This window comes from Streptomyces bottropensis ATCC 25435, from assembly GCF_000383595.1.
In the GTDB taxonomy this organism is placed as follows: Bacteria; Actinomycetota; Actinomycetes; order Streptomycetales; family Streptomycetaceae; genus Streptomyces; species Streptomyces bottropensis.
Window position 1 is genome coordinate 8,340,197 of record NZ_KB911581.1, and the last position, 26,272, is coordinate 8,366,468.

The 26,272-nt window shown below is 72.7% G+C and carries 22 protein-coding genes and 1 pseudogene; 9 read left to right on the forward strand and 14 right to left on the reverse strand.

What is annotated here, in order from left to right; translation table 11 throughout:
• Nucleotides 1-135: 135 nt before the first annotated feature.
• Nucleotides 136-2,482, reverse strand: a pseudogene (gene afsK / locus STRBO_RS40800) (protein serine/threonine kinase AfsK).
• Between the two features lie 316 nt (nt 2,483-2,798).
• The gene (gene kbpA, locus STRBO_RS0136890; RefSeq protein WP_005486137.1) at nt 2,799-3,731 is read right to left on the reverse strand and encodes an AfsK-binding protein KbpA; all 933 of its coding nucleotides are present in this window, start codon (nt 3,729-3,731) and stop codon (nt 2,799-2,801) included.
• A 544-nt stretch (nt 3,732-4,275) separates the two neighbouring features.
• Here kbpA and STRBO_RS0136895 point away from each other — a divergent pair.
• Nucleotides 4,276-4,923, forward strand: a complete 648-nt coding sequence (locus STRBO_RS0136895; RefSeq protein WP_037627701.1) for a TetR family transcriptional regulator — start codon at nt 4,276-4,278, stop codon at nt 4,921-4,923.
• 159 nt (nt 4,924-5,082) lie between these two features.
• Here STRBO_RS0136895 and STRBO_RS0136900 read toward each other — a convergent pair whose 3' ends face one another.
• Nucleotides 5,083-5,571, reverse strand: a complete 489-nt coding sequence (locus STRBO_RS0136900; protein ID WP_005486140.1) for a nitroreductase/quinone reductase family protein — start codon at nt 5,569-5,571, stop codon at nt 5,083-5,085.
• Nucleotides 5,572-5,606: 35 nt separating this feature from the next.
• Nucleotides 5,607-6,848 carry an acyl-CoA dehydrogenase family protein gene (locus STRBO_RS0136905; RefSeq protein ID WP_005486142.1) on the reverse strand — a complete coding sequence of 414 codons (1,242 nt, stop codon included), beginning with the start codon at nt 6,846-6,848 and terminating at the stop codon, nt 5,607-5,609.
• Between the two features lie 317 nt (nt 6,849-7,165).
• On the opposite strand from STRBO_RS0136905, the gene STRBO_RS0136910 reads away from it, so the two are divergent.
• From STRBO_RS0136910 to STRBO_RS0136920, 3 genes are all read left to right on the forward strand, one after another.
• Nucleotides 7,166-8,317 carry a thiolase C-terminal domain-containing protein gene (locus tag STRBO_RS0136910; protein ID WP_005486143.1) on the forward strand — a complete coding sequence of 384 codons (1,152 nt, stop codon included), beginning with the start codon at nt 7,166-7,168 and terminating at the stop codon, nt 8,315-8,317.
• Nucleotides 8,318-8,465: 148 nt separating this feature from the next.
• A complete protein-coding gene (locus STRBO_RS0136915) occupies nt 8,466-8,891 on the forward strand; it encodes a pyridoxamine 5'-phosphate oxidase family protein (protein ID WP_005486145.1) in 426 nt (141 codons plus the stop codon).
• A gap of 13 nt (nt 8,892-8,904) precedes the next feature.
• A complete protein-coding gene (locus STRBO_RS0136920; protein WP_005486146.1) occupies nt 8,905-9,642 on the forward strand; it encodes a pyridoxine/pyridoxamine 5'-phosphate oxidase in 738 nt (245 codons plus the stop codon).
• A gap of 96 nt (nt 9,643-9,738) precedes the next feature.
• Here STRBO_RS0136920 and STRBO_RS0136925 read toward each other — a convergent pair whose 3' ends face one another.
• From STRBO_RS0136925 to STRBO_RS0136940, 4 genes are read right to left on the reverse strand one after another with little or no spacing between them, the layout of a single operon-like run.
• A complete protein-coding gene (locus STRBO_RS0136925) occupies nt 9,739-10,521 on the reverse strand; it encodes a class I SAM-dependent DNA methyltransferase (RefSeq protein WP_005486148.1) in 783 nt (260 codons plus the stop codon).
• Nucleotides 10,521-11,147, reverse strand: coding sequence for a GNAT family N-acetyltransferase (locus STRBO_RS0136930; protein WP_005486149.1), 627 nt, complete (start codon nt 11,145-11,147; stop codon nt 10,521-10,523). Before STRBO_RS0136930 ends, STRBO_RS0136925 begins: the two co-directional genes overlap by 1 nt.
• A 24-nt stretch (nt 11,148-11,171) precedes the next feature.
• On the reverse strand, nt 11,172-11,576 hold the full coding sequence (locus STRBO_RS0136935; protein WP_005486150.1) for a Zn-ribbon domain-containing OB-fold protein: 405 nt from the start codon (nt 11,574-11,576) through the stop codon (nt 11,172-11,174).
• 33 nt (nt 11,577-11,609) lie between these two features.
• Nucleotides 11,610-12,056: a DoxX family membrane protein gene (locus STRBO_RS0136940; protein WP_028797060.1), complete on the reverse strand. Its 447-nt coding sequence runs from the start codon at nt 12,054-12,056 to the stop codon at nt 11,610-11,612.
• Between the two features lie 293 nt (nt 12,057-12,349).
• Here STRBO_RS0136940 and STRBO_RS0136945 point away from each other — a divergent pair, with 293 nt between their 5' ends.
• The 4 genes from STRBO_RS0136945 to STRBO_RS0136960 all read left to right on the forward strand — a co-directional run bounded on the left by STRBO_RS0136945 (nt 12,350) and on the right by STRBO_RS0136960 (nt 17,811).
• A complete protein-coding gene (locus STRBO_RS0136945; protein WP_005486152.1) occupies nt 12,350-13,564 on the forward strand; it encodes a flavin-containing monooxygenase in 1,215 nt (404 codons plus the stop codon).
• Between the two features lie 295 nt (nt 13,565-13,859).
• Nucleotides 13,860-16,112 (forward strand): acetate--CoA ligase family protein, encoded by a 2,253-nt coding sequence (locus STRBO_RS0136950; RefSeq protein ID WP_005486153.1) that lies wholly within the window; start codon nt 13,860-13,862, stop codon nt 16,110-16,112.
• Nucleotides 16,113-16,167: 55 nt separating this feature from the next.
• Nucleotides 16,168-17,013 (forward strand): enoyl-CoA hydratase/isomerase family protein, encoded by an 846-nt coding sequence (locus STRBO_RS0136955; protein WP_005486155.1) that lies wholly within the window; start codon nt 16,168-16,170, stop codon nt 17,011-17,013.
• Nucleotides 17,014-17,133: 120 nt separating this feature from the next.
• On the forward strand, nt 17,134-17,811 hold the full coding sequence (locus STRBO_RS0136960) for a flavin reductase family protein (protein ID WP_237547691.1): 678 nt from the start codon (nt 17,134-17,136) through the stop codon (nt 17,809-17,811).
• Between the two features lie 295 nt (nt 17,812-18,106).
• Here the strand turns inward: STRBO_RS0136960 and STRBO_RS0136965 are convergent, their stop codons facing one another.
• The 3 genes from STRBO_RS0136965 to STRBO_RS0136975 form a co-directional block, all read right to left on the reverse strand.
• Nucleotides 18,107-19,156: a Zn-dependent alcohol dehydrogenase gene (locus STRBO_RS0136965; protein ID WP_020115679.1), complete on the reverse strand. Its 1,050-nt coding sequence runs from the start codon at nt 19,154-19,156 to the stop codon at nt 18,107-18,109.
• Between the two features lie 17 nt (nt 19,157-19,173).
• The gene (locus STRBO_RS0136970; RefSeq protein WP_005486159.1) at nt 19,174-20,328 is read right to left on the reverse strand and encodes an acyl-CoA dehydrogenase family protein; all 1,155 of its coding nucleotides are present in this window, start codon (nt 20,326-20,328) and stop codon (nt 19,174-19,176) included.
• A 129-nt stretch (nt 20,329-20,457) separates the two neighbouring features.
• The gene (locus tag STRBO_RS0136975; RefSeq protein WP_005486161.1) at nt 20,458-21,369 is read right to left on the reverse strand and encodes an SDR family NAD(P)-dependent oxidoreductase; all 912 of its coding nucleotides are present in this window, start codon (nt 21,367-21,369) and stop codon (nt 20,458-20,460) included.
• Between the two features lie 135 nt (nt 21,370-21,504).
• On the opposite strand from STRBO_RS0136975, the gene STRBO_RS0136980 reads away from it, so the two are divergent.
• Nucleotides 21,505-22,437 (forward strand): cyclase family protein, encoded by a 933-nt coding sequence (locus STRBO_RS0136980; RefSeq protein ID WP_028797061.1) that lies wholly within the window; start codon nt 21,505-21,507, stop codon nt 22,435-22,437.
• Nucleotides 22,438-23,015: 578 nt separating this feature from the next.
• Here the strand turns inward: STRBO_RS0136980 and STRBO_RS0136985 are convergent.
• From STRBO_RS0136985 to STRBO_RS0137000, 3 genes are all read right to left on the reverse strand, one after another.
• On the reverse strand, nt 23,016-23,606 hold the full coding sequence (locus tag STRBO_RS0136985) for an ATP-binding protein (protein ID WP_005486164.1): 591 nt from the start codon (nt 23,604-23,606) through the stop codon (nt 23,016-23,018).
• 529 nt (nt 23,607-24,135) lie between these two features.
• Nucleotides 24,136-25,020, reverse strand: a complete 885-nt coding sequence (locus STRBO_RS0136995; protein ID WP_005486166.1) for an acyl-CoA dehydrogenase family protein — start codon at nt 25,018-25,020, stop codon at nt 24,136-24,138.
• Between the two features lie 117 nt (nt 25,021-25,137).
• Nucleotides 25,138-26,268: an acyl-CoA dehydrogenase family protein gene (locus tag STRBO_RS0137000; protein WP_020115681.1), complete on the reverse strand. Its 1,131-nt coding sequence runs from the start codon at nt 26,266-26,268 to the stop codon at nt 25,138-25,140.
• Between the last annotated feature and the right edge of the window lie 4 nt (nt 26,269-26,272).

Sequence of the window (26,272 nt, forward strand, 5' to 3'; positions counted from 1 at the left end):
TCACCGAGCAATGCGCGGGGCGGCCGACTTCTTACAGGGGGAGCGGGGATTCACGGACCGTGGCCCGCGTCACACGCCGGTGCGTGCGTGCTTGCGTGCGCGCGGGTGGGAGGAGGGGGAGGGGGCGTCGCGGCCCTACGACGTCCGGGCCGTCCCCGTCCCCTTCTCCGCGTCCAGCGCGTACACGCACCGGTCCTTGCTGCACGCGTAGACGACGCCGTCCTTGACGACGGGCGACCCGGTGATCTCCCCACCCGTGGCGAGCTTCCACCGCAGCCGGCCGTCGTCGGCCTTCAGCGTGTACAGCAGGTGATCCGTCGAGCCGAAGTGGATCCGCCCCTCCGCCACCGACGGCGCGCCGACGATCTCGCCGCCCGCCTGGAAGCGCCACTTCGGCGTGCCCGTGACCGCGTCGAGGGTGTAGAGCCCCTTGCCGCTGCCGACATGGACGTGTCCGGCGGCGACCAGGACCGGCTCCAGCGAGGAGCGCGACTCCGTCGCGATCCGCCAGCGGTCGCGGCCGTCGGTCGCGTCGAGGGCGTAGACCGTGCCGAGGTAGTCGGCGAGGTACACGCCGCCGCCCGTGACGGCCGGGCCCGGCGCGAACGTGGGCGCGGAGAGGAAGACGGCCGGTGCCTCGAAGTGCCAGCGGACGTGGCCGCTCGCGATGTCGACGGCGAGGACGCGGCTGCCGGCGGAGACGTACACGTAGCCGTCGGCGGCCGGTGCCAGCCGTACCGGGACGCCGCCGCAGGAGGCCGCGTCCCCGATGGGGTACGACCAGCGCTCCTCGCCCGTACGGGCCTCCAGCGCCCGCAGCCGGGCGTCCTTCCAGATGTAGACCGTGCCGTCCTGGACGACCGGTCCCGCCTCGGGGGACTCGAAGTCGGTCTGGGCGCCGGTCAGCTCCCAGAGCTTCTGCCCGTTGGACGCCTCCCAGCCCTGGACGCCGCCGCCGCGGGTGGCGGTGACCACGGTGCCCCGGTCGGCCTTCAGGGAGTACACCCAGGCGTCCGTCGACAGCCGCCACAGGTCCCCGCCCTCGCGCGCGTCGAGCGCGAAGAGGGTCGGTCCGTCGGAGGCGTGGATACGGCCGTCCGCGACCGCCATCGACCAGGCGACGTCACGGGTCTTGAAGCGGCGCCGGCCGGTGGCCACGTCCAGGGCGTGCACCTCGAAGGAGGTGACGTAGACGAGGTCGTCGGCGACGGACGGGGTGCCCCACACGTCGTTCGACATGCGGAAACGCCAGGGGCGCCAGCCGGAGGGCGCCGCCTCGGGGGTGGCGGGCGGGGCCACCGCGGGCGCGGGGTCGGCGCCGTTCACGCCGGCGCGCGGGCGGGACCAGGACGCGGCGAGGCCCGCCTCGGGAGGGGGCGCCTTCACGGCGGCCGCGCGGGCGTCGGCGACGCGTGGTCCGGGACCGATGGGCACCTGGCCGCCGGCGAGCCGTACGGGTCCGGTGTCGGGGGCGCCGACCGGGGCGGGCGCGGGGTCGTACGGGGGCGGGGGCGGGGGGGACGGGGGCGTTGGGGCGGCCCCCGCCACCGCTGCGGCCGGAGGAAGGCTGCGGCTTGGGCGCGGGGCGCCCGCCGCGGCGGGTCTCGATCATGGCGACCGCCTTCTCGGGCAGCCACGCCGACGCCGTACCGCTGTCGTCCGAGCCGGAACCGAAGAGGTGCGGCGCGAGCTGGGCCTGGAGATCGGCCGGGCCCGGGCGCGCGGTCGGGTCCATCTGCATACAGGACTCGATCAGCGGGCGCAGGTCGTCCGGGAGGCCGGAGAGGTCGGGGCCCTCACGCAGCAGCATGAAGACGGTCTCGACGGGGTTGGCGCCGTGGAACGGAGCGTGTCCGGTGGCGGCGAACACGAGCATCGAGCCCAGCGAGAAGACGTCGCTCGCACCGGTCACGCTGCGCGAGTCCTTCGCCTGCTCGGGCGACATGTACGCGGGCGTCCCGACGGCGACATTGGTCATCGTCAAACGCGTGTTCGATACGCCGGACGCGATGCCGAAGTCGATCACGCGCGGCCCGTCCTCGACGACGAGCACGTTGGAGGGCTTCAGGTCACGGTGGACGAGCCCCGCGCCGTGGATGGACTGCAGGGCCTCGGCCACACCCGCGGCGAACCAGCGGACGGCCTGGACCGGCATCGGACCGCAGTCGTTCACTATTTCCTCGAGCGAGGGCGCGGGGACGTACGCGGTCGCCAGCCACGGCACGGCGGCCCGGGGGTCGGCGTCGACCACCGCCGCCGTGTAGAAGCCGGACACCGCGCGGGCGGCCTCGACCTCGCGCGTGAAACGGACCCGGAAGAGCTGGTCCTCGGCCAGTTCCGTCCGCACCGTCTTGATCGCCACGCGCCGGCCCGACGCCGAGCGCGCCAGATAGACCAGCCCCATGCCGCCGGCACCCAGCCGTCCCAGCACCTCGAACGGCCCGATCCGCCGCGGATCGTGCTGCGTCAGCTGATCCACCACTTGCCCTGCCACCTCCCCGTACGGACCGCGTCACCCGTGTTGTGCGCGCGACCCCGTGCAGCGTCTCACCACCGCACCGCCCTGGCGGCACGCACCCCGATTCTTCCTGTACCGGGGGCAGGTTGCGAACCCGGGGGCGAGTAGGGGTGTCTCAGGACAAAAGCACGTTGTCCGCCTCTCGGGAAGCGGGAGCCCGGATGGTGGGACACCGTGGCGTTCCGCGTACCACCGGCGCACAACCCCGTACGTCTGCCGGCGCGACAGCCTCGTCACGCCCCCGGAGCGCCCGCGCGAGCCGTGAGCCGGGCGCGCGGCCTCAGCCCTTCCGGCCGCCGTCTTCTCGCTGGTCAGCGTCGCCCTCCGGGGCGTTCGCGCCGCGTGCGCCCTCCGGTGGGGTGTCGTCCTCCCGCCGGTCGTCCCCCTCCTGCCGCAGTCCGTCCGGGCGCTGTTCGACCTGGTCCGCCGCCTGTGGTGCTTCCTGCCGGCCGTTTCCGTTCCTTCGTCGCAGCAGCGCGAACGACGCGCCCTGATTGTCCGTGACGACCGCCACATTTCCGTACGAGGTGTCGAACGGCGGCACCTGGACGCGCCCCCCGAGCCGGGTGACGGTCGCGAGCGCCGCCTCAGAGTCGTCCGTACCGAAGTGGACGAGGAAGTGCGGCGGCATCTCCGCCGGGAAGACGTCCGTGAGCGTGGCCCGGCCGAAGTCCGGGACCGCGTCCGGGCCGAAGAGGGCGTCGTGGAAGAGGTGCGCGTAGAAGGAGTTGGCCGCCTTGGTGTCCCGCGTGTACAGCTCGGCCCACGCGAACGTGCCGGGCTCGTGGCGCCGCCCGAAACCGGTGTGCGCGCCGGCCTGCCAGAGGCCGAAGACGGCGCTCTCGGGGTCGGTGGCCAGCGCGGCCGTGCCGAGCGTGCCGACCGGGGTCGGCGGGGTGATCACCTGACCGCCGGCCGCGGTGATCCGGGAGGTGAGGGCGTACGCGTCCGGGGTGGCGAAGTGCACGGTCCACACCGTGGGGAGGCGGCCGTCGGGCTTGGGGGCGAGGGCGGCGACGGGGGCGCCCTCGACATGGCCCCACACCTCGTGCGCGCCGTCTCCGGGGGCCACCTTGAAGGTCCATCCGAAGAGTTCGCCGTAGAACCGCTTCCCCGCCTCCACGTCGGGCAACTGGGCGTCCACCCAGCAGGGGACGCCCTCGGGGAACGGGACGCTGCCCGCCCCGGTGACGGCACCCGTCTCATCGGCCATAGCCCCAAGCTAAGGGCGGCGCACGCGGGGCGCGCGTCGGGCGCGTCCGTATCGGGGGTGGTGCGTGGGCGGGTGCGGGTGGTCGGGGGGCGGGGCCGGGTGAGGGCGGTCGGGGTGCGTGGGCGGGTGAAGGCGGTCGGGGTGCGTGGGGTGCGCGGGCGGGTGCGGGTGAGTGGGGGTCGCTCGCGCAGTTCCCCGCGCCCCTGAAAAGCAGGGGCGGCGCCCCGTGCTTTTCAGGCCGCCTGGCCTGGTCCTTCTGGCCGCAGGGCCTGGTCTTTCAGGGGCGCGGGGAACTGCGCGAGCAACCACGAACCACCCGCGGCCGAAGTCACACGCACGCCCGCTCGAAGGGGCGCGGGGAACTGCGCGAGAACCCCCACCCACCCGCGGCCGAAGACCACCCCCGCCCCAAGAACCCCCATTCACCCGAAAGAAACGCGCCAACACACTCCGTGATCACCGCACGAACCCCTAGGTGACGCCCCTGCTCCCCATTTGCAGTCGGCCGAATCGCGCTCCGATCACCCCTCGGTAAGCTGACGGCATGACAGGACAAGTGCGTACCGTCGACGGCCGCGTGGCCGGCCGACGAGGGCAGGCGACCCGGCAGAAGCTGCTCGACTGCCTCAGCGAGATGCTCAGCTCGTCGCCCTACCGGGACGTCAAAGTCATTGATGTCGCCCGGAAGGCGGGCACTTCACCCGCGACCTTCTACCAGTACTTCCCGGACGTCGAGGGCGCCGTCCTGGAGATCGCCGAGCAAATGGCCACCGAGGGCGCCACGTTGACGCACCTCCTCGAAGGCCGCTCCTGGGTCGGCAAGGCCGGCTGGCAGACCGCCCAGGAACTCGTCGACGGCTTCCTGGACTTCTGGCGCAAGAACGACGCGATCCTCCGCGTCGTCGACCTGGGCGCCGCCGAGGGCGACAAACGCTTCTACAAGATCCGCATGAAGATCCTGAACTCGGTCACCAACTCCCTGTCGGAATCGGTCTCCGAACTCCAGGCAAAGGGCCGCGTCGACAAGGACGTGAACCCGGCGGCCCTCGCCGGTTCCCTCGTCGCCATGCTCGCCTCGGTCTCCGGGCACCAGAAGGGCTTCCAGACCTGGGGCGTCAAGCAGGCCGAACTGCGGCCCAATCTGGCCCTGTTGGTCCACCTGGGCATCACCGGCAAGAAACCGACGAAGTAACCAGGAGCACCCCGGGCAGGCCCCGGACGCGATTCCTGTCACGCAGACGGCACCCTCGACCGAGGAGTGCCGCCTGCCGCGTTCAGGGGGACGTGGGGGGCGTGGAACAGTCAGCCGCACACGAACATGCGAAGAACGACCCCGAGAGGGCGGACTCACTCACCGCCGCACGATCCGGAACACCCGTATCTCCCGGTCCACTCGCGCCTGATACGTCGAGTACGGCGGCCAGAACCGCAGCAACTCCTTCCATACGGCGGCCCGTTCCTCTCCCGCCAGCAGATGCGCGGTCACGGGGATGTCACGCCCCTTCCAGTTGATCTCGGCGTCAGGATGGGCCAGCAGGTTGGCGCTCCAGGCCGGGTGGCCGGGGCGGCCGAAGTTCGACCCGATGAGCACCCAACTGTCCCGCCCCTCCTCGGGCATACACGCCAGCGGCGTACGACGCGGCTCCCCGCTCCGCGCCCCGGTCGCCGTCAGCACCACACCCGGCAGCAGCTGCGCGCTGAGCAGCACCCGGCCCCGGGTCGCCCGGTGCACGGCGCGGTCCAGCGCCGGTATGACGTGCGGCGCGACCCGGGCGAACACCGGAGCCGAGGACACCTTCTGCACCAGCCGCACACCCATGCCCTTCATGCCCTCGGACATCCCCGCCGCCCTTTCCGCCGCCCTTTTCGAAGCCATCAGCCCCGCACCGCCCTCTGCTCGCCAGGCCCGTCGACCGTGAAGACGCCCGCCATGTCGGCCGCCCGCCCCCGCAGCCGGTGCACCGGCCCGAAGAGCGCCTCGTCCCCCGCCGCCCGCTTGAAGTACAGCTGCGCCTCGTGTTCCCAGGTGAACCCGATCCCCCCGTGCAGCTGGATCCCTTCCCCGGCCGCCATCCGCAACGCGTCCAGCGCCTGCGCGAGCGCCAGCCCACCGACCCACTCGCCGCCGGGCGGGGCGGCCGCCGCCCAGGCGGCGTAGTACGCCGCCGACCGGGCCGCCCGCACCCGCACGTAGACATCCGCGAGCCGGTGCTTCACCGCCTGGAACGACCCGATCGGCCGTCCGAACTGCTCCCGCTGCCGCGCATACGCCACCGTCCGCTCCAGCACCCGGTCGGCGGCCCCCACGGCCTCCGCCGCGAGCACGGCCGCGGCCGCGTCCCCGACCTCGGCCAGGACCGACGGCACACCGACGTCGGCGGCACCGGCCTCCGCTCCCAGCAACTCGGCTTCCACATCCCGGAGTTCGAGCCGGGCCACCGGCCGCGTCTCGTCGATCGAGGTCTGCCGCACCCGCACGAGGCCGCCACCGCCCCCCGCTTCCCCGTGCGGCACCCGCACCAGGAACAGCAGGGTTCGCGACCGGGCGTACCCCCCGGCATGCGCGGCCACGAGCAGCAGCCCCGCGCTGTGCCCGTCAAGGACCTGCCCGGCCTCCCCGTAGAGCCGCCACCCATCCCCGACGCGTCGCGCCTGGACGCCGCCGGCCCGGCCACCGCCGGCCCATCCGCCACCGTTGTCGCAGGTCAGCGCCAGCGCGGTGGCGAGGGCGGTGCCCGGTACAACAAGGGCCGCGGTGAGCCGGCCGGAGGTGAGGAGGGGCAGCAGTGCGGCGCGCTGCCGCTCGGCACCGAGGGCGAGGATCAAGGGCGCGACGAGCACCGAGGTGGACAGCAGTGGCGAGGGGGCCAGGGCGCGCCCCAGCTCCTCCGCCGCCAGGGCGAGTTCGGTCACCGAGCAGCCGACACCGCCGTAACCCTCGGGGAGGGCGAGCCCCGGCAGCCCGAGCTGCTCGGAGAGGGCGGACCAGAGCCCGGCGTCGTACCCCTCCCCGGTCCGCACGGCGGCACGGGCCTCCTCCGGACCACAGCGCTTGAGCAGCAACTCCCTTACCGTGCGCCGGATTTCCTCCTGCTCGGCGGTGAGGCGGGCGTCCATGGGCGGTCCCCCTTCCACTCCCCCTACGTCATCCTGAACTCACGATCTGACGGATCGTCATATTAGGCCGGAAGGCAACCGAAGCACAGGGTTGCCGACCGCTCATCTGATGTACCGTCAGATTCATGACCGCTGCGCCCGCCCCACCCGGACCCACCGGCCCTCGCGACGCGGCCGGCCGTGACGCGGCACCGGCCGACGCGCCACGTCCTGACCCGGCACGTGCGGAGGCGACGCATGCGGAGGCAACGCGTGCGGAGGCGAGGCAAGCGGAGGCGACGCGTCGAGCCCAGGTGCGTCGAAGCGGCGGCCGGAAGGTGGCGATCGTCGGGGCCGCGCTGTCCGACTGCGGCCGGGTGGACGACGCGACCCCGTACGCACTCCACGCGCAGGCCGCCCGCCGGGCCCTCGCCGACGCGGGGCTGGAGCGCACAGCCATCGACGGCCTCGCCTCGGCGGGCCTCGGCACACTGGCGCCGGTGGAGGTGGCCGAGTATCTGGGACTGCGGCCCACCTGGGTGGATTCCACCTCGGTCGGCGGCTCGACCTGGGAGGTCATGGCGGCCCACGCGGCGGACGCGATCGTCGCCGGGCACGCGGACGTCGTCCTCCTCGTCTACGGCTCCACCGCCCGCGCGGACATCAAGGCGGGCCGCCGCACCGGCAACCTCTCGTTCGGGGCGCGCGGCCCCCTCCAGTTCGAGGTCCCGTACGGGCACACCCTGATCTCCAAGTACGCCATGGCCGCGCGCCGCCACATGCACGAGTACGGGACGACCCTGGAACAGCTGGCCTCCGTCGCCGTACAGGCCCGGACGAACGCGGCGGCCAACCCCGAGGCGATGTTCCGCACGCCGATCACCGTCGACGACGTCCTCTCCTCCACGCCGATCGCCGACCCGTTCACCAAGCTCCACTGCTGCATACGTTCCGACGGCGGCGCGGCGGTCCTGCTGGCGGCGGAGGAGTACGTACGGGACTGCCGGCCGGCGACGCCCGTCTGGGTCCTCGGCACCGGCGAGTACGCCTCCCACACGACCATGTCCGAGTGGCCCGACTTCACGGTCTCCCCGGCGGCGGTCAGCGGCCGCCTCGCCTTCGAACGAGCCGGCGTGCGCCCCGCCGAGATCGACTTCGCCGAGATCTACGACGCCTTCACCTACATGACCCTCGTGACGCTGGAGGACCTCGGCTTCTGCGCGAAGGGCGAGGGCGGGGCCTTCGTGGAGAAGGGCCGCCTGACCCTGACCGGCGACCTCCCGGTCAACACCGACGGCGGCGGCCTCTCCGCCCAGCACCCGGGCATGCGCGGCCTCTTCCTCCTCGTGGAGGCCGTACGCCAGCTGCGCGGCGAGGCGGGCGCCCACCAGATCCCCACCTCCGACGGCGCCCCGCCCCGTCTGGCCGTCGCGTCGGGCACGGGCGGCTGGTTCTGCTCCTCGGGGACGGTGGTGCTGGGCCGGGAGTGAGCCGCCCTCCTCGTCCGACGCCGGAGCGGGCACCGGAACAGGCAACGGAACAGGCGACGGAACAGATATTGGAATAGACACCGGGGCAAGGACGCTGAACCGACTCGGCAGACGAAGACGTCCCCGTTTCGGCCCTGGAGGAAGTGACATGGCACTGTCCCGCAAGGAGCGCGAGGAGTTTCTGGCCGAGGCTCAGGTGGCCGCGTTGGCGGTGGACGCCGGGGAGGGGAGGGCACCGCTGACGGTGCCGATCTGGTACCAGTACGCACCCGGCGGCGACATCTGGATCATGACCGGGTCGGACACCCGCAAGAACCGGCTGATCCAGGCGGCCGGCCGCTTCTCCCTGATGATCGACCGCCTCGAACCCACGATCCGCTACGTCTCCGTCGAAGGCCCCGTCACCGAGACGTCCCCCGCCACCCTCGACGACCTCCGCGAGATCTCGGCCCGCTACCTCCCGGCCGAAAAGGTCGACGGCTACGTCGACTTCGCCTCCCGCAACCACGGCGACCAGGTCATCATCCGCATGCGCCCCGAGAGGTGGGTCTCGTCCGATCTGGGCACGGTGTGAGACCGTCCCACCCATGATCGAACCCCCTGACGGGCCGCGGTCCTCCTCCCAGGCCCCCGCGCCGGCCCCCGCCCAGCCGTCCGCCCCGTCGTCCGATGTCGTCCAGATCCTGCGGGGGCTGCGGGTCTGGGATCCGCAGGTCAGCGCACTGCCGCTGTTCGACCCGGCGGCGGCCCCCGCCGAGCCGGTGCCGCTGTTCGCCGCCTGGTTCGGGGAGGTCGTGGCGGCCGGGGAGGTGGAGCCGCACACGATGTCACTGGCCACGGCCGACGCGGAGGGCCGACCGGACGTCCGTACGGTGATGCTGCACGACGTGGACGCGCGGGGCTGGCACTTCGCCTCGCACGCCGGAAGCCGCAAGGGACGCCACCTCGCGGCCCGCCCGTACGCGTCCCTCGGCTTCTACTGGCCCCTCCTCGGCCGCCAGGTCCGGGTGCGGGGCCGTGTCACCGTCGAGCCCGCCGAGGTCGCCCACGCCGATCTGCACGCTCGCTCGACGGGTGCGCTGGCCGCCGCCCTCGTGGGCCACCAGAGCGAAGCCCTGCCTTCGTACACGGAGCTGGAACGCGCCTCGGAGGCCGCCTGGGAACGCGCCCGGCGGGAGCCGGACGTGGCCGTGCCCTCCTGGACGGCATACGTCGTGGAACCGGACGAGGTGGAGTTCTTCCAGGGGGACGCGCGGCGACGGCACGTACGGCTGGACTACCGGCGGGAGAACGGCGGTTGGGTCAAGGAGCTGCTCTGGCCGTGACGGACGGGGGCGGACGGTCTCCCTCGAATCAGGCCCGGATCAGACCCGGATCAGGCCCCCCGATCGGCCCGGATCAGGCCCCCGACTCGGCCCGGATCAGGGCTTCTCCCACACGGACACATGCCCGGTGCTGTCGTTCGTGAACGGCTCGCCGTTCCATCCCGCCCAGCGGTCGCGCAGTCGCATCCCGGCCAGCCGCGCCATCAGGTCCAGCTCGGCCGGCCAGACGTACCGGAACGGGATCGACCGGTACACCGGCCGTCCCTCGACGACCGTCAGATGGTGCGACCGCATCCCCTGCGTCGCCACGTCGTACGTGTCGAACCCCAGCCGCGTGGGCCCGACATGGAACGGCACCGCGTCCTGCCCCGGCGGCAGCCGCCGCAGATCCGGCACCCCGACCTCGATCACGAAACAGCCGCCGGGCAGGAGATGCGCGGCGGCGTTGCGGAAGCAGTCCACCTGGGCGTCCTGCGTGGTCAGGTTGTTGATCGTGTTGAAGACGAGGTAGGCGACGGTGAAGCCGGGGCCGTCGACCCGCGCCGTGGCGAAGTCCCCGAGGGTGACGCCGACGTCCGCACCGCCCGGCTTGGCCCGCAGCCGCTCCACCATGGCGCGGGACAGGTCGATGCCGTGCACCGGCACGCCCCGCCGGGCGAGCGGCAGGGCGATGCGCCCGGTGCCGATCCCGAACTCCAGCGCCCGCGCGTCCCCTCCGGGTCCGCCCGCGAGAGCGGCGAGCAGGTCCACCGCCGGGTCGACGGCCTCCGCGCCGAACATGGGGGAGTCGGGGTCGTCATAGTGCGCGGCGACGGCTTCGCCGAAGTAGCCGTCGGGATCGTCGACGCTCTCGTACGCGAGTCGGTCGTCCGCGCTCATCAGATGCCTTCCGGTGCCGGGTCGGTGACCAGTCGTGCGTGCAGGTGCGCGTCCCGGAAGGCGTCGTGGCGCCCCTCGTCGAACGCCGCCCCGCGCATGATCCCCTCGTACCGGAACCCGCACAGCTCCGCGACGCGGCAGGACGCGGCGTGGCCGACGACATGGTCGAGTTCCAGCCGGTGGATGCCGAAGTCGGTGAGGGTCCAGCGGGCGGCGAGGTCGAGGGCGCGGGTGGCGACCCGGCGGCCCCGGGCCTCGGGCAGCACCCAGTAGCCGACGACGGCCCGGCGCATGGACACGTCGATCCCGCTCAGCCCGACCTGCCCGAGCGTCACACCGGTCCGCGCGTCCGCGATCCGGAAGGAGACGGTCCTGCCCTCCTCGTCGGACTCGGCCCGCAACCGGAGCGACTCGCGGGCGCCCGCGAGACTCCCGTCCAGCGTCATGGGCGTGTTCCACCGCCGGAAGTCCGGATCGGCACGCCCCCGGAACCACGCCTCCACATGGGCGTCGGAGTCCGCGTCCCATGCGCACAGCCGCAGCCCGTACCCGTGCGGCTCGGTGGAGGACCCACCTGGCGAAGGGTCGGGGAACGGACCGGCGGATCGCTCATCAGTACGGCTCACGCTCCCATTGAAACGCGCGCCCCGTCACGAGCGCGCGCGAAATACGGGCACCACCACGCCCCCGCCCTCCCGGAAGCCGACCTCCAACCCCATCCCCATGCGCAGTCGCCCCTCCGCGCACTCCACCACCTCGGCCATCATCCGCGGCCCCTCGACGAGATCGACGACCGCGGGGACGTACGGCGTCCGTTCCCCGAAGGGCGGCAGGTCGTTGCGGTGGACGACGGACCAGGTGTAAAGGGTGGCGCGCCCGGAGGCCTCCTCCCACCGCACGTCCTCGCTCCAGCAGTACGGGCAGAACTCGCGCGGATAGTGGTGTGCGCGCCCGCAGCCGGCAGCCGCGCAGCGCCGCAGGAGCAGCCGCCCGTCGGCGGCGGCGTCCCAGTACGTACGGGTGAACTCATCGGCCTCGGGCACATCGAACCGCATGCCGCTCCTCCCATCGCTCCTCACGCGCCCCCTTCAGAACAAGCCCAACGCGCTGTCGACGGACCAGGTCTGCCAGGACATCCCGAACAGCCCCACCACCGAGATCAGCGCCATCATCGAGTTCTGCCCCTGCTCGGCCCAGTCGTGGATCATCAGTACGAGATAGAGGAGGTTGAGCAGCAGCCCGCCCACGAGCGCGACCGGGGTGAGCACCCCGAGGATCAGCCCGAGCCCGAGGGCGAGTTCGGCGTAGACGACGACGTACGCCATCGCCTTGGGCCGAGGCTTGACGACCACGTCGAACCCGCTGCGCACCGCCCCCCACCGATGCTTCTCCGCCACCCCCGCGGCCCACTCGATCCCGGCCCCCTCGAACCACGCCCCCTTGTCCTTGTGCCGCCAGCTCTCCAGCCACCACAGCCCGAGCCCGATACGAAGAACAGCCAGCCATTCGGCACCGCCGAGCCAGATCGACTCCATGCACATCGCCACCCTTCCGCGTGGACGCGGGGTTTCTGACGGTACGTCAGTTCAGCGGAGCGGGGGTGAATGCGCAAGGGCTGATGACCACCCGGCGGATCCGGGCGTGAAGGCCCCCTGCCGCGACCGCAGGGAGCGTGAGGTGAGGTGGGACGCCTCCCCACCTCACCCCCACATTCCAAGAGACCTACGCCACAGACCCCACCCACGCCTCCTACACCCGTGATCAATCCGCAACCAATTCCGGGCTTGACCGAGACCCAACAAATGAGGGCGTGAATACGCTCAGGCGCATGGCCGACTCCAGAGCTTCCGTCACTCCCGCCTCTTCCGACCGCCCCGTCTATGTGATCGGTGGCGGACCCGGCGGGCTGGCCGTCGCGTACGCGTTGCGGGCCCAGGGGGTGCGGGCCGTGGTGCTGGAGAAGTCGGACGGGGTCGGGGCGTCCTGGCGGCGGCACTACGACCGGCTGCATCTGCACACCACCCGGCGCCTGTCGGCGCTTCCCGGCCTGCCCATGCCGCGCCGGTTCGGCCGGTGGGTGTCGCGGGACAACGTGGTCCGCTACCTGGAGAAGTACGCCGAGGTGCACCAGCTGGAGATCGTGACCGGCGTCGAGGTCTCCCGCGTGGAGCGGACCGCCGACGGCACCGGCTGGCTGCTGCACGCCACCGGCGGCCGTGAGCTGACCGGCGGCGCGGTCGTCGTCGCCACCGGCTACAACCACACCCCCCACATCCCCGACTGGCCCGGCCGCGACTCGTACACCGGCGATCTCGTGCACGCCCGCGAGTACCGCAACCCCGAGTCCTACGCCGGCCGGGACGTCCTCGTCGTCGGCATCGGCAACACCGGCGCCGAGATCGCCGTCGACCTCGTCGAGGGCGGGGCGCGGCGCGTGCGGCTCTCGGTGCGGACGGCCCCGCACATCGTGCGCCGGTCGACCGCGGGGTGGGCGGCCCAGTACACGGGCGTCCTCGTACGGCGGCTGCCGGTCGCCCTTGTTGACCGGCTCGCCAAGCCGATGGCGAAGCTCAGCGTGCCGGACCTGTCCGCGCACGGCCTGGCCCGGCCCGACACCGGCCTCTACTCCCGCGTGCACGAGGGGGCCGTTCCCGTGCAGGACGTCGGACTCATCGACGCCGTACGCAAGGGCAAGGTCGAGATCGTCGCGTCGGTCGAGGGGTTCGAGGACGGCAAGGTCGCCCTCGGCGACGGCACCCGGATCGAGACCGACGCCGTGATCGCCGCCACCGGCTACCGCCGCGCCCTGGAAGGCCTCGTCGGACACCTCGACGTCCTCGACGGACGCGGGAAGCCGGTCGTGCACGGGGCCCGCTTCCCCCAGAACGCCCCCGGCCTGTACTTCACCGGCTTCACCAACCCCATCAGCGGCATGTTCCGCGAACTCGCCCTCGACGCGGAGAAGATCGCCAAGGCCATCGTGAAGACGGGCGGCGTCACCACGCGCGACGCGGTCACCGTACAGATCCGCACCACCCGCTGAGCGAACGGGCGGGAGGGCAGGCGGACGCCGGGCGCCCGACCGCCCGACCGCCCGACCGCCCGACCGCCCGACCGGACGCGAGGGCCCCACCAAGCCACCCCCGCCCCAGACCGATCCCCTCCCACACGTCTGACCGTCCCCCGACACGGGTACAACCTCCTTACTGCCGCGTAGCTTTGCCCGCACACCCATTCCTGACACAGCGTCAGTTCAGTAACCTGAAATCTGACGTGTCGTCAGAAACGTGAATGCGTCACGTCACTGAATTGGCTGTCACACAGGAGCGGGCGGACCGATGCTTGGATCAACCCACGGCACCCTCACCACCGACTCCCGCCGGGCCCGGGCCATCGCGTGCGGAGAGCACCCCACGCAGGTCGTGCACGGCAGGCCCGCCGAGGCAGGCGACCTGGACGTCAGCGGGCGTCCGCTGTACGCCGACGTCCCCGATCTGGACCGGCTATTCCGCCCGGAGTCCCTGGCCGTCATCGGCGCCTCGGACACCGAGGGGCGACCGAACACCGGGATCACCCGGCAGCTGCTCGCCTGGTCCGAACGCGTCGGCGCCCGGCTGCACCCCGTGCACCCCACGCGGGAGTCGGTCTTCGGCATCCCGTGCTTCCCTTCCGTCGCCGACCTGCCCGAACAGGTCGACCTCGCCGTCCTGCTCCTCTCCGACCCCCTCACCGTGATCGACGAACTGGCCGCGGCCAAGGTGAAGTTCGCCGTCGCCTTCGCCTCCGGATTCGCCGAGACCGGCGCGGAGGGCGCCGCCGCGCAGGAGCGGCTGGCCGCCGCCGTGGCCCGTGCCGACGGGCTGCGGCTGCTCGGCCCCAACACCAACCTCAACGCCTTCGAGCGCTTCCGCGACGACCTCGACGGCCCGGCGATCGCGCTGATCACCCAGTCCGGCCACCAGGGCCGCCCCGTCTTCTCCCTCCAGGAGATCGGCATCCGCCTCTCGCACTGGGCCCCCACCGGCAACGAGGCCGACCTGGAGACCGCCGACTTCATCTCCTACTTCGCCGAACGCCCCGAGGTCGGCGCCATCGCCGCCTACGTCGAGGGCCTCAAGGACGGCCGCGCCTTCCTCCTCGCCGCCGACCGGGCCGCCCGGCGCGGTGTGCCCGTCGTCGCCGTCAAGGTCGGCCGCACCGAGACCGGCGCCCGCACCGCCGCCTCCCACACCGGCAAACTGACCGGCGCGGACGCGGTGGTGGACGCGGCGATGCGGCAGTACGGCGTGATCCGCGTCGACGGTCTCGACGAACTCCAGGACACCGCCACGCTCCTGGCGCGGGCCCGGCGCCCGCGCAGCCCCGGGGCGGCCGGCCCGAGGCCCGAGGGCGTCGTCGTCTATTCGATCTCGGGCGGCACGGGCGCGCACTTCGCCGACCTGGCCACCGAGGCCGGCCTCCCCCTCCCCACCCTCTCCGAGGCCAAGCAGGCGGAGCTGCACCAGTGGATCCCGGACTATCTGAGCGTGGCCAACCCCGTCGACAACGGCGGCCACCCCGTGGGTGACTGGCGCGGCCCCCGCATCCTCGACGCGATCCTCGACGACCCCTCGGTGGGCGTGCTGATCTGTCCCATCACGGGCCCCTTCCCGCCGATGAGCGACAAGCTCGCCGAGGACCTGGTGGCCGCCGCGGAGCGGACGGACAAGCTGGTGTGCGTGGTGTGGGGGTCGCCGGTGGGCACCGAGGCCGCCTATCGCGAGACGCTGCTCGGGTCGTCCCGGGTGGCGACCTTCCGCACCTTCGCCAACTGCATCACGGCCGTCCGCGCCCACCTCGACCACACCCGCTTCACCAGCGCCTACCGCTCCCCCTTCGACGAGGCACCGCGCTCCCCCTCCCCTTCCTTCCGCAAGGCGAAGGCGCTGATGCGGCCGGGGCAGCAGCTGAGCGAGCACGCGGCGAAGCAGCTGCTGCGCGCGTACGGCATACGCGTGCCGCGCGAGCAGTTGGTGACCAGCGCGGCGGCGGCCGTGCGCGCGGCGAGCCTCGTCGGCTACCCGGTGGTGATGAAGGCGTCCGGTGCCCGCATCGCCCACAAGACCGAACTCGGCCTGGTGAAGGTCGGGCTGACCTCCGCGAGCCAGATCCGCGACGCCTATCGCGAGCTGACCGACATCGCCCGCTACGAGGACGTCTCCCTCGACGGGGTGCTGGTGTGCCAGATGGTCGAGCGGGGGGTGGAGATGGTCGTGGGCGTCACCCACGACGACCTCTTCGGGCCCACCGTCACGGTCGGCCTCGGCGGGGTCCTCGTGGAGGTCCTGCGCGACTCCGCCGTACGCGTGCCCCCCTTCGCCGAGGACCAGGCGCACGCCATGCTCGCCGAACTGCGCGGGCGGGCCCTGCTGGACGGGGTGCGCGGGGCTCCCCCGGCCGACGTGGACGCCCTCGTGGAGGTCGTGCTCCGCGTGCAGCGCATGGCGCTGGAACTCGGGGACGAGATAGCGGAGCTGGACATCAACCCGCTGATGGTGCTGCCGAGGGGACAGGGGGCCGTGGCCCTGGACGCGCTGGCGGTGTGCCGCTGAGCGCAGCCACCCCCTGAGGACGTCAACCACTCCCCGTGACAACTGGAGCACCCACATGTCCGCTTCCCCTCATGAACATCCCGAAAAATCCCGTGACTCATTGATACTGCACGCCACTGACAACGCCGTCTCGTGGATCACGCTCAACCGCCCCGAGGCGATGAACGCCCTCACCCCCGACCAGCGGGAACACCTCATCCGCCTCCTCTCCGACGCCTCCTGCGACCCCGCCGTGCGCGCGGTGGTGATCACTGCCACGGGTCGCGGATTCTGCGCGGGCGCGGACCTGCGGAGCGCCTCGACCGGCGGCGACACGGCGGGCGCCGAAGAGGGGCGCGTGGCCGGTGACGTGGCGCGCCTGATCCGCCTCGGCGCACAGCGGCTCGTCGCGGCCGTCCTCGACTGCGAGAAGCCGGTGATCGCGGCGGTGAACGGCACGGCGGCCGGCCTGGGCGCGCATCTCGCCCTCGCCTGCGACCTCGTACTGGCGGCCGAGGAGGCCCGTTTCATCGAGGTGTTCGTACGGCGCGGCCTCGTCCCCGACGGGGGTGGCGCGTATCTGCTGCCCCGCCTCGTCGGGCCCCGGCGGGCGAAGGAGCTGATGTTCTTCGGGGACGCCCTGTCCGCCGCCGACGCTGAGCGCCTCGGCCTCGTCAACCGGGTCGTGGCCGCCCCGGACCTGCGGAAGACGGCCCGCGAGTGGGCGGAACGGCTCGCCGCCGGGCCGACCCGCGCCCTGGCGTCGACCAAACACCTGGTCAACACCTCCCTCGACACCGACCGCGCCACCGCCTTCGCCGCCGAGGCCGCCGCGCAGGAGATCAACATGACGACGGCGGACGCCCAGGAGGGCGTGGCGAGCTTCGTGGAACGACGGACACCACGCTACGAGGGCCGCTGAGGGGGCTCACCCAAAGCCGGGGGCCACGGGCCACGGGCCACGGGCCACGGGGGAACCGTTACGGGACTTTACGGGACCACACTTCACTTCTGACGGACCGTCAGTTTCAATGGTGAGGTGATGGGACATGCGGGAATGGCAGCCGCCGCCGTCCGCTACCTGAGGGCGGGCCCGGCGGACGGAAGTGGCAGGGCGACGCATCCGGAACCGGTCCTCGAAGCGCTGCCGCGCCCCGAGCTGCGCTGCGTCGGCGAGAACGAGCGCGCGCCGGTCGACCAGGCGGAGTTCCGCCGCGTCCTCGGCGCCTTCGCGACGGGCGTCACGGTGATCACCGCCCCGGCACCGCCACCGCCACCGCCACCGCCACCGCCACCGGGAGCCGACGCCTCGGCCCCCACCGAACCCCCCGCCGGCTTCGCCTGCCAGTCGTTCTCGTCCCTCTCGCTCGATCCGCCGCTGGTGGCGTTCATGGTCGGCCGTACGTCGACGACCTGGCCCCGGATCGCCCGCGCGGGCGTCTTCTGCGTGAACGTACTCGGCGCGGACCAGGGCGAGTTGTGCCGGCGCTTCGCGGTGAGCGGGGCGGACAAGTTCGCCGGCGTCACCCACACCCCGGCCCCCGCCACGGGCTCCCCCCGCATCACCGGCGCCGCCGCCTGGATCGACTGCACGGTCCACGCCGTCCACACCGGCGGCGACCACCTGATCGTGGTGGGCCGGGTGCGGGCACTGGACACGGCCGACGACACGATGCCGCTGCTGTTCCACAGGGGCCGCTTCGGCCGGCTCACGACCTGACGGCGGGCCCCCGCCTCGGGTGACCGCCAACCCCACCCGCCCCACTGGCCGCCTCCGTATCACCAACGCCATCAGAGCCGCAGCCGCGCACAGCGCGCCCGAGGCGTACCCGACGACGTCGTAGGAGCCGAAGGTGTCACGGCCCAGTCGATGCGCCAGCATCCGCAGGGCGCGCTGGGGGTGACCCCGACGGCGTACCGGCGGACCGGCGGACGTTCAAGGCGGAAGGGGCGGCCACGCGTACGGCGGGGGCCGGCCGTGCGGAGCGGACCGGGCAGGAGAGCAGCCCGGTGGCCTAGAAGGTGAGCACCGCCCGCGCCACCCGCCCCTCCCCCGCGTCCTGCGCCGCCTTCGCGAAGTCCTCCACCGGGTAGGTGGCCGTGACCAGCTCGTCCAGGAGCAGGCGGCCCTCCCGGTAGAGGTCGGCGTAGAGCGCGATGTCCCGTTGCGGGCGGGACGAGCCGTACCGGCAGCCCAGGATCGACTTGTCCAGGTAGAGGGAGGAGACGAGGAAGGACGCCTCGGCGGTCGCGGCCGGCACACCGAGCAGGACGGCCTGGCCGTGCCGGTCCAGCAGGTCGATCGCCTGGCGGATGAGTTCGACGCGGCCGACGCACTCGAAGGCGTGGTCGGCGCCCGTGGGGAGGATGTCCCGTACTCCCGCCACGGACGTCAGGAAGTGCGTGGCCCCGAACAGCCGCGCCACCGCCTCCTTGTCCGGGTTGGCGTCCACGGCGACGATCCGCGTCGCCCCCGCGATCCGCGCGCCCTGTACGACGTTGAGCCCGATCCCGCCGGCCCCGATCACGACGACGGTGTCCCCGCGGTCGACGCGTGCCCGGTTGAGCACCGCGCCGACACCGGTCAGCACCCCGCACCCGATCAGCGCGGCGGAGGTCAGCGGAACGTCGTCCGGAATCCGTACCGCCTGGACGGCCTTGACCACCGTCCTCTCCGCGAAGGCGGAGTTCGCGGCGAACTGGAACACCTCCTGCCCGCCGCGCGAGAACGGCCGCGTGGGGCGTCCGATCGCCCTGCGGCACATGGTCGGCCGCCCCCGGTCGCAGTCGGCGCAGGCGCCGCAGTTGGCGAGGGTGGACAGGGCCACGTGATCCCCTGGCCGGACGTGCCGGACCCCCGCCCCCACCGCCTCGACGACGCCCGCCCCCTCGTGTCCCAGCACCACCGGCACCGGGAACGGAATCGTCCCGTCCACCACCGACAGGTCGCTGTGGCAGAGCCCGGCGGCCGAGACGGCCACCAGCACCTCACCGGGACCCGGCTCCCGCACGACCAGATCGTCGACGACCTCGGCCCGCTTCCCGTCGAACACCACTCCGCGCATGGCCCTCACCCCTCAGCTCAGCCTCTCGGCTCCCTCGGCAGACCGAGCACCCGCTCGGCGATGATCGTGCGCTGCACCTCGTCGGAACCGCCGTAGACGGTGTCGGCCCGGCTGAACAGGAACAGGTACTGGAAGGGGTCCAGCGCGTACGGCTCCGGCGCCGACCACTGCCGCGGCCCCAGCACCGCCCCCGCGCCCCGCACCTCCATGGCCAGCTCGCCGAGCCGCCGGTGCCACCGCCCCCACAGCAACTTGGCCACGCTCGGCGCACCCGGCTCGGCCCCGCCCTGCGCCCCGCCGAGCGTCCGCAGGGCGTTCCACCGCATCGCCTTCAACTCGGCCCACTGCCCCACGAGTCGGTCGCGGACGACGGGATCGTCCGCCGCCCCGCTCGCCACGGCGGCCCGTACGACGTCCCCCAACTCCCGCTCGAAGCCGATCTGCTGGGCGAGGGTCGACACCCCCCGCTCGAAGCCGAGCAGCCCCATGGCGACCCGCCAGCCGTTCCCCTCGCCCCCGACGACGTGTTCCGCGCGGGCGTGCGCCCCGTCGAAGAAGACCTCGTTGAACTCGCTCGTCCCGGTCATCTGCCGGATGGGCCGCACCTCGATCCGGCCCGGCTGGTCCATCGGCACGAGCACCAACGACAGCCCGTGGTGGCGCGCGGAGCCCGGCTCGGTACGGGCCAGCACGAAGCACCAGTCGGCCTCATGGGCGAGCGAGGTCCAGATCTTCTGTCCGGTGATCCGGTACGACCCGTCGTCCGCCCGCTCCGCCCTGGTCCGCACCCCTGCGAGGTCGGACCCGGCGCCGGGCTCGCTGTACCCCTGGCACCAGAGTTCGTCGCCGCGCGCGATCGGCGGCAGGAACCGCCGCTTCTGCTCCTCGCTCCCGAACGCGATCAGCGTCGGCGCGAGCAGCTTCTCCCCGATGTGCCCGGAGCGGGCGGGTACGTCGGCCCGTGCGTACTCCTCGGCCCACACCACCTGCTGGACCAGCGTGGCCGTCCGGTTCCCGTACCCGCCCTCGCTCCATCCGAGCCCGATCCACCCGGCGGCCCCGAGCGTCCGCTCCCAGTCCCGCCGGTCCTCGCCCACTCCGGCGTGCGCCCCCAGCCAGTCCCGCACCTCCGCCCGGAACGCCTCGTCCTCGTCACTGAACCCGAAGTCCATGCCACCTCCCGATGAACGCCGCGCGGATGGAGCGGGGTGCCTGCTTCGTCGGCGGGTGCAGGCGCGTGGGGCTTCTCGCGCAGTTCCCACCGCAGCCGCACCCGCCGACGAACCACCGCCCCCGCCCCCTCACGCGTTCGGCCGCTCCCCGGCCGCCGCGGCCCGGGCCATCCCCTCCACCCGCTCCAGCATCGGCATCGGATCCACCCCCACCGCCCCCGGCAGAAACTCCGCGATCCTCTCCGGGGTCCAGCCCCCTTCCGCATACGCCGAGCGCAGCTCCCGCGGCTGAGCCCACACCGCGATCTTCGGCCCGGCGACCGTGTACACCTGCCCGGTGATCCGTTCCTCCCGGGCCCGGTCCGACAGCAGGTACACCACGAACGCGGCCACGTCCTCCGGCTCACCGATCTCGGTCAGCTCCATCGGCACCCCCGCGGACATCCGCGTACGCGCCACCGGCGCCACCGCGTTCGCGGTCACCCCGTACCGGTGCAGACCCAGCGCCGCGCTGCGCACCAGGGAGATGATCCCGCCCTTGGCCGCGCTGTAGTTGGCCTGCGAGACGGACCCCTGGTGGTTGCCGCTCGTGAACCCGATCAGGGTCCCGGCCCGCTGCTTCCGCATGACGGCGGACGCGGCCCGGAACACGGTGAACGTGCCCTTCAGATGCGTGGCGATGACCGGATCCCATTCGTCCTCGGCCATGTTGAACAGCATCCGCTCGCGCAGGATCCCGGCGACACAGACGACCCCGTCGATCCGTCCGTACGCCTCGACCGCCGTGTCCACGAGCCGCTGCCCACCGGCCATGGTGGAGATGTCGTCGGCGACGGCGACGGCCTCGCCACCGGCCGCCTCGATCTCCTTGACGACGGTCTCGGCGACGGAGCTGGTGGGTTCGGAGCCGTCGACGCAGACGCCGTAGTCGTTGACGACGACGCGCGCGCCCTCGGCGGCGGCACCGACGGCGACCGCCCGGCCGATCCCCCGACCCGCTCCGGTGACGGCGACGACCTTGCCTGCCAAGAAGTTTCCCACCCCGGCCCCTTCCCCTCATCCGGACTTCTGATGGACCGTTGTCTGACGGACCATCACCTGACGTACCGTCAGATCTGCTCGTACGGCGATTCTACGGCCCGTCCGACATACCCACACAAGCCCCGGGGAGGGCCGATGTCATTACCCGTGGAGTTCCACGACATCGCCAAGCGCGTGAACAACTGGGGGCGTTGGGGGGCCGACGACGAGATCGGCACCCTCAACCTGATCACCGACGAGGTCGTACGGGAGGCCGCGGCATCGGTCCGCACCGGGCGCCGGGTGCCGCTCGCACTACCCCTCCAGCAGGACGGCGTGCAGACGGGGATGATGCCGGGCCGGGTGAACCCGCTGCACGCGATGGTGCAGATCAACCAGGAGATCTTCGGTCCGGGCACGGTGGCGTGCAGCGACGACGCGGTGACCATGGGACTGCAGGCGGCGACGCACTGGGACGCGCTCACCCATGTCTCGCACTCGGGCCGGATCTACAACGGCCGCCCGGCGGACACCATCACCCCGCACGGCGGCGCGGCCTTCGCCGGCATCGACAAGGCCCGGCACATCGTCTCGCGCGGTGTACTCCTGGACATCCCGCGCGCCCTGGGCCGCGACGACGACCGGCTGCCCGGCGACCACGCGGTCACCCCCGAAGACCTGGACGCGGCCGAGGAGTTGGCGGGGACGCGGGTCCGCGCGGGGGACATCGTCCTGGTTCGCACGGGGCAGATCCGGACCTACCTGGCCGGCGACAAGCACGGGTACGCGTTCCCCTCGCCGGGGCTCTCCGTGCGCACCCCGGAGTGGTTCCACGCGCGCGATGTCGCCGCCGTCGCCAACGACACCCTGACGTTCGAGATCTTCCCGCCGGAGATCGAGGACCTGTGGCTGCCGGTGCACGCGCTCCACCTGGTCGAGATGGGCATGCCGCAGGGGCAGAACTGGAATCTGGAAGAGTTGTCCACAGCCTGTGGACAACTTACGCGGTACGACTTCCTGCTCTCGGCGATGCCCGAACCGTTCGTCGGCGCCACGGGCACGCCGGTGGCGCCGATCGCCCTCCTGTAGACACGCCGCGACACGGGGACTGCGCATCACGGAGACTTCGGATCACGGGACCTTCAAGCCATGGGACTTCGGGCCATCGGGCCCCTGAGCCGGCTGGCGGCGCGGCGCTGTCCGCCCCGAGCACGGCACCGCGCGCCGCCATCCGGCTTCGGCGGACCCGCTCCGCCCCCGCCTGCGCGAGCCGACGCCGAACGCGACCCACGCTCGTCGAGGACTTCCGTCACCGAAGCCCTCGTCGTCCCCTCGCGGTGAATCGCTGGACACAAGCGTGATCAAACGGACAGGACACGTCAACACCCGTTCGGGGAGCAGGCAGACGAAACCGGCATCGTGGCGGTGCGTACGGAAGCACGTCCCGGCGCACGGCCGGGCCACCGCCGACCACCACCCCGCGCCACGCACTCACGCGCAGGCGCGTGCGGCGCACCTACGGGCGACCGCGCACACCTGACGCCCCAACGGGAGGCCGGCCCACCGAGCGGCGGCAGGGGCAGGGGGTACGCCGTCGCCCGTCGCCCCGCACGCCGCACCCCGCACCCCGCACCCCGCACCCCGCACCCCGCACAGGACAGCCCCGGCTAGACCGGCTCGTAGGCCATTCCGTCGTACGCCATTCCGTCGTACGCCATCCCCTCGCACACCAGGCTCTCCCGGGCGACCGCGGCGACCCCCGTCACCGCGCTGCACGCCGGATAGACCGCCGGCGCCACGACGCCGCTGCCCGCTCCCGGCGCACCACCCGACGCCCCCGAGGCGCCCCTCGCCCCGGCGACCCCCGGCACCACCCGGTCCAGCTCGCACCAGATGCGCTTGCCGACACCCTCATAGGACCAGCCCCAGCGGTCCGCGAGGACCTCGACCAGGGCGAGGCCCCGCCCGCCCGTCTCGTCACCGTCGGCGCATCGCGGGGTCGGCGGACACGCACTGGTGTCGGCGACCTCCAGGCGGACCTTGCCGACCGCACCGTCGCGCAGGGCGGACAGCAGCAGCCGCAGCACGGCCGGACGGCCGGTGTGGACCACCGCGTTGGTGACCAGCTCGGAGACGAGGAGGATCAGCGTCTCGGCGAGCGGCTCGTCGTCCCCTATCCCGGACCCGGCGAGCCGTGAACGGGCCCATCTCCGTGCGCGACCCACCTCTGCGGGGTCGGGCCGGATCTCCAGCTGCACTTGAAGCACCTGCACCGCTCACACCATCCGAACCGGCGGACACATCGCCGCACGCCCCTCAGGGGCCACGATCGTGGTCATCTGCTGCCTGGCCGACGCCACCGTCAACGACACCGTCGGCACCGGGATCACGGAACGTGATCCCCTTACAGGACAGCATGGTTGACGTACAGTCACCTCAACAAGCGCTTCGGGCATATTCCAGCGCGAAGGAGTACGCGTACGGCATACTGTGCGACGCTCATCGCGGCGAGTCGAACAGACCGGGGCCGCGAGACTTCGGCCCACTTCACGAGCGCCGCGCACCGCCGGATCCGGGGCCGCCACAGGGGCAACACCGACTCGGCTCGACCTCGGAACCACTCGCATCCACCAGAAGGTACCGGAGCGGGACTCCGACTCCAGGCCGTGACAAGTCACACTCAGGACACAACCCGATATCAACGCTCGGTAATTCCGGTATGCCACGTTCCGCGACATTCGAGTGTTACGCCGCCACACCTTTACGTTCCGCGCCTGGTCAGCGCGGTCAGCCCGCCTCGACCAACAGTTCCCCCGCCAGCAACTCCTCACTCTCCGTGATCGATCCGCCACGTTCCGCCCGCACCCACGCCCGCTTCAGACACAGGTGTACGTCGGCCTCCCAGGTGAACCCCATGCCGCCGTGCACCTGGAGACAGTCGCGCGCCCCGCGCACCGCGGCCTCGTCGGCCAGCAGGCGGGCCGCCGCGATGTCCACCGGATCGGCGGTCACGGCCGCCGCGTACACCGCCGCCCGCGCCACCTCCACCCGCACCAGCAGTTCGGCACAGAGATGCTTGACCGCCTGGAACGCCCCGACCGGCCGCCCGAACTGCTCGCGCGTCCGGGCGTGTTGCACCGCGGCCTCACAGGCCCGCACCGCCGTCCCCAACTGCTCGGCGGCGGTGAGCAGGACGAACAGATCATCGGGGCGGGCGGCCGAACCGGCCCCGGGGACCCGGTGCAGCGGCGTCAACGGGTCGACGGACCGCAGCTCCACGGCCTCCCCCGCCTCCCCCACGACCACGTCCGCCTCCGTCAGCCACTCCACCAGTCCCCCGCCCCCGACAGCGGTGACGACGGCCTCCCCGGTCGCCGCCCCCGGCACCACCCCCGCCGCGAGATGCGTGGCCACGAGCGGCCCCGGCAACAGGGCCCGCCCGGCCTCCTCGAACACCAACACGGCCTCCGGCAGCCCCGCCCCGACCCCGTCCCGCGCCTCCGGCAGCCGCAACGCGAAGAACCCGACCGCCCCCAAATCCCGCCACAGCTCCCGGTCCAGCCGGGGCCGGTCGACGGCGGCCCGGAGCGCCTCCCGCCCGAAACGCCGTGCCAGGAACTCCCGTACGCCGTCCCGCAACGCCTGTTGATCCTCAGTGAGTCGAAACCGCATAGCCGAGAGCCCCTCCTCAACCCCGAGTACGACACCGCGCCCCACAGGGGCGCGGGAAACCGCACGAGCGACCCCACGCGGCCGCGGACCACCACACCCCCGCCCCTGTCGCCCCCCTCACCCCTTGGGCAACCCCAGAATCCGCTCACCCACGATGTTCCGCTGGATCTCCGACGTCCCGGCCGCGATCGTGTACGACAGCGAACCCAGCCGGTCGAGAACCCACGGCCGCCCCAGATCGACCGCCTCCGCCCCCAGCACCTCCCCCGCCGCGTCGAACAGCTCCTGCCGCGCGCGCGAGTACCTCAGCTTGAAGACCGAGCCCCCCACTCCCGGCACACCACCGCTCGCCTCCGCCGCGCTCACGTTCCACTGCGTGAGCCGCCACAGGGCCCGGAACTCCGCGTTCAGCCGCCCCAGCCTCCGCCGCACCGAGGAGTCGTCCCAGCGTCCGTTCGCCCGCGCCTGGCGCGCGACCTCCCCCAACACCCGCCGACAGGCGACCACTTCGCCCACGAACGCCGTCCCGCGCTCGAACGACAGCGTCACCATCGTCACGCGCCACCCGTCGTTCTCCTCGCCCACCCGGTTGGCCACCGGCACCCGCACCTCGTCGAGGAAGACCTCGGCGAACTCGGTGGAGCCGGCGAGCGTGCGCAGCGGCCGTACGGTCACGCCGGGCGCGTCCATGGGCATCGCCAGCCAGGTGATGCCCCGGTGCTTCGGCGCGTCCGGATCCGTGCGCACCAACAGCTCGCACCAGTCGGCGACTTCGGCGTGCGAGGTCCAGATCTTGGACCCGCTCACCACGTACGCGTCGCCGTCCCGGCGCGCGCGGGTGCGCAGCGACGCGAGGTCGGAACCGGCGTCCGGTTCGCTGAACCCCTGGCACCACACCTCCTCGCCGCGCAGGATCGGCGGGAGCCAGCGGGCCCGCTGGCCGGGGGTGCCCTCGGCGGCGATCGTGGGCCCCGCGTGCAGCAGCCCCACGAAGCCGGCGCCCACGTAAGGGGCGCCCGCCCGTTCGGTCTCCTCCAGGAAGATCAGCCGCGTGGTCGGCGAGGCGTCCCAGTGGACGTCGGCGTACCCGGCGTCGTACAGCGTCCGTTGCCAGCCGAGGTCGTAGGCGCGTCGTCCGGGCCAGTCGCCGGGCGACGGTTTCGGCGGCAGCGAGGGGAGCGTCTTCGCCAGCCACTCCCGCAGCCGCGCCCGGAACTCCTCCTGCGCCGGGCTGTACGCGAGGTCCATCGCC

Bases quoted from the DNA above. Each gene is read 5' to 3' on its own strand.
- kbpA (WP_005486137.1), bottom strand. From the start codon at position 3,731: ATGGCCGATGAGACGGGTGCCGTCACCGGGGCGGGCAGCGTCCCGTTC.
- STRBO_RS0136895 (WP_037627701.1), top strand. From the start codon at position 4,276: ATGACAGGACAAGTGCGTACCGTCGACGGCCGCGTGGCCGGCCGACGA.
- STRBO_RS0136900 (WP_005486140.1), bottom strand. From the start codon at position 5,571: ATGTCCGAGGGCATGAAGGGCATGGGTGTGCGGCTGGTGCAGAAGGTG.
- STRBO_RS0136905 (WP_005486142.1), bottom strand. From the start codon at position 6,848: ATGGACGCCCGCCTCACCGCCGAGCAGGAGGAAATCCGGCGCACGGTA.
- STRBO_RS0136915 (WP_005486145.1), top strand. From the start codon at position 8,466: ATGGCACTGTCCCGCAAGGAGCGCGAGGAGTTTCTGGCCGAGGCTCAG.
- STRBO_RS0136920 (WP_005486146.1), top strand. From the start codon at position 8,905: ATGATCGAACCCCCTGACGGGCCGCGGTCCTCCTCCCAGGCCCCCGCG.
- STRBO_RS0136925 (WP_005486148.1), bottom strand. From the start codon at position 10,521: ATGAGCGCGGACGACCGACTCGCGTACGAGAGCGTCGACGATCCCGAC.
- STRBO_RS0136935 (WP_005486150.1), bottom strand. From the start codon at position 11,576: ATGCGGTTCGATGTGCCCGAGGCCGATGAGTTCACCCGTACGTACTGG.
- STRBO_RS0136940 (WP_028797060.1), bottom strand. From the start codon at position 12,056: ATGGAGTCGATCTGGCTCGGCGGTGCCGAATGGCTGGCTGTTCTTCGT.
- STRBO_RS0136945 (WP_005486152.1), top strand. From the start codon at position 12,350: ATGGCCGACTCCAGAGCTTCCGTCACTCCCGCCTCTTCCGACCGCCCC.
- STRBO_RS0136950 (WP_005486153.1), top strand. From the start codon at position 13,860: ATGCTTGGATCAACCCACGGCACCCTCACCACCGACTCCCGCCGGGCC.
- STRBO_RS0136955 (WP_005486155.1), top strand. From the start codon at position 16,168: ATGTCCGCTTCCCCTCATGAACATCCCGAAAAATCCCGTGACTCATTG.
- STRBO_RS0136960 (WP_237547691.1), top strand. From the start codon at position 17,134: ATGGGACATGCGGGAATGGCAGCCGCCGCCGTCCGCTACCTGAGGGCG.
- STRBO_RS0136965 (WP_020115679.1), bottom strand. From the start codon at position 19,156: ATGCGCGGAGTGGTGTTCGACGGGAAGCGGGCCGAGGTCGTCGACGAT.
- STRBO_RS0136970 (WP_005486159.1), bottom strand. From the start codon at position 20,328: ATGGACTTCGGGTTCAGTGACGAGGACGAGGCGTTCCGGGCGGAGGTG.
- STRBO_RS0136980 (WP_028797061.1), top strand. From the start codon at position 21,505: ATGTCATTACCCGTGGAGTTCCACGACATCGCCAAGCGCGTGAACAAC.
- STRBO_RS0136995 (WP_005486166.1), bottom strand. From the start codon at position 25,020: ATGCGGTTTCGACTCACTGAGGATCAACAGGCGTTGCGGGACGGCGTA.
- STRBO_RS0137000 (WP_020115681.1), bottom strand. From the start codon at position 26,268: ATGGACCTCGCGTACAGCCCGGCGCAGGAGGAGTTCCGGGCGCGGCTG.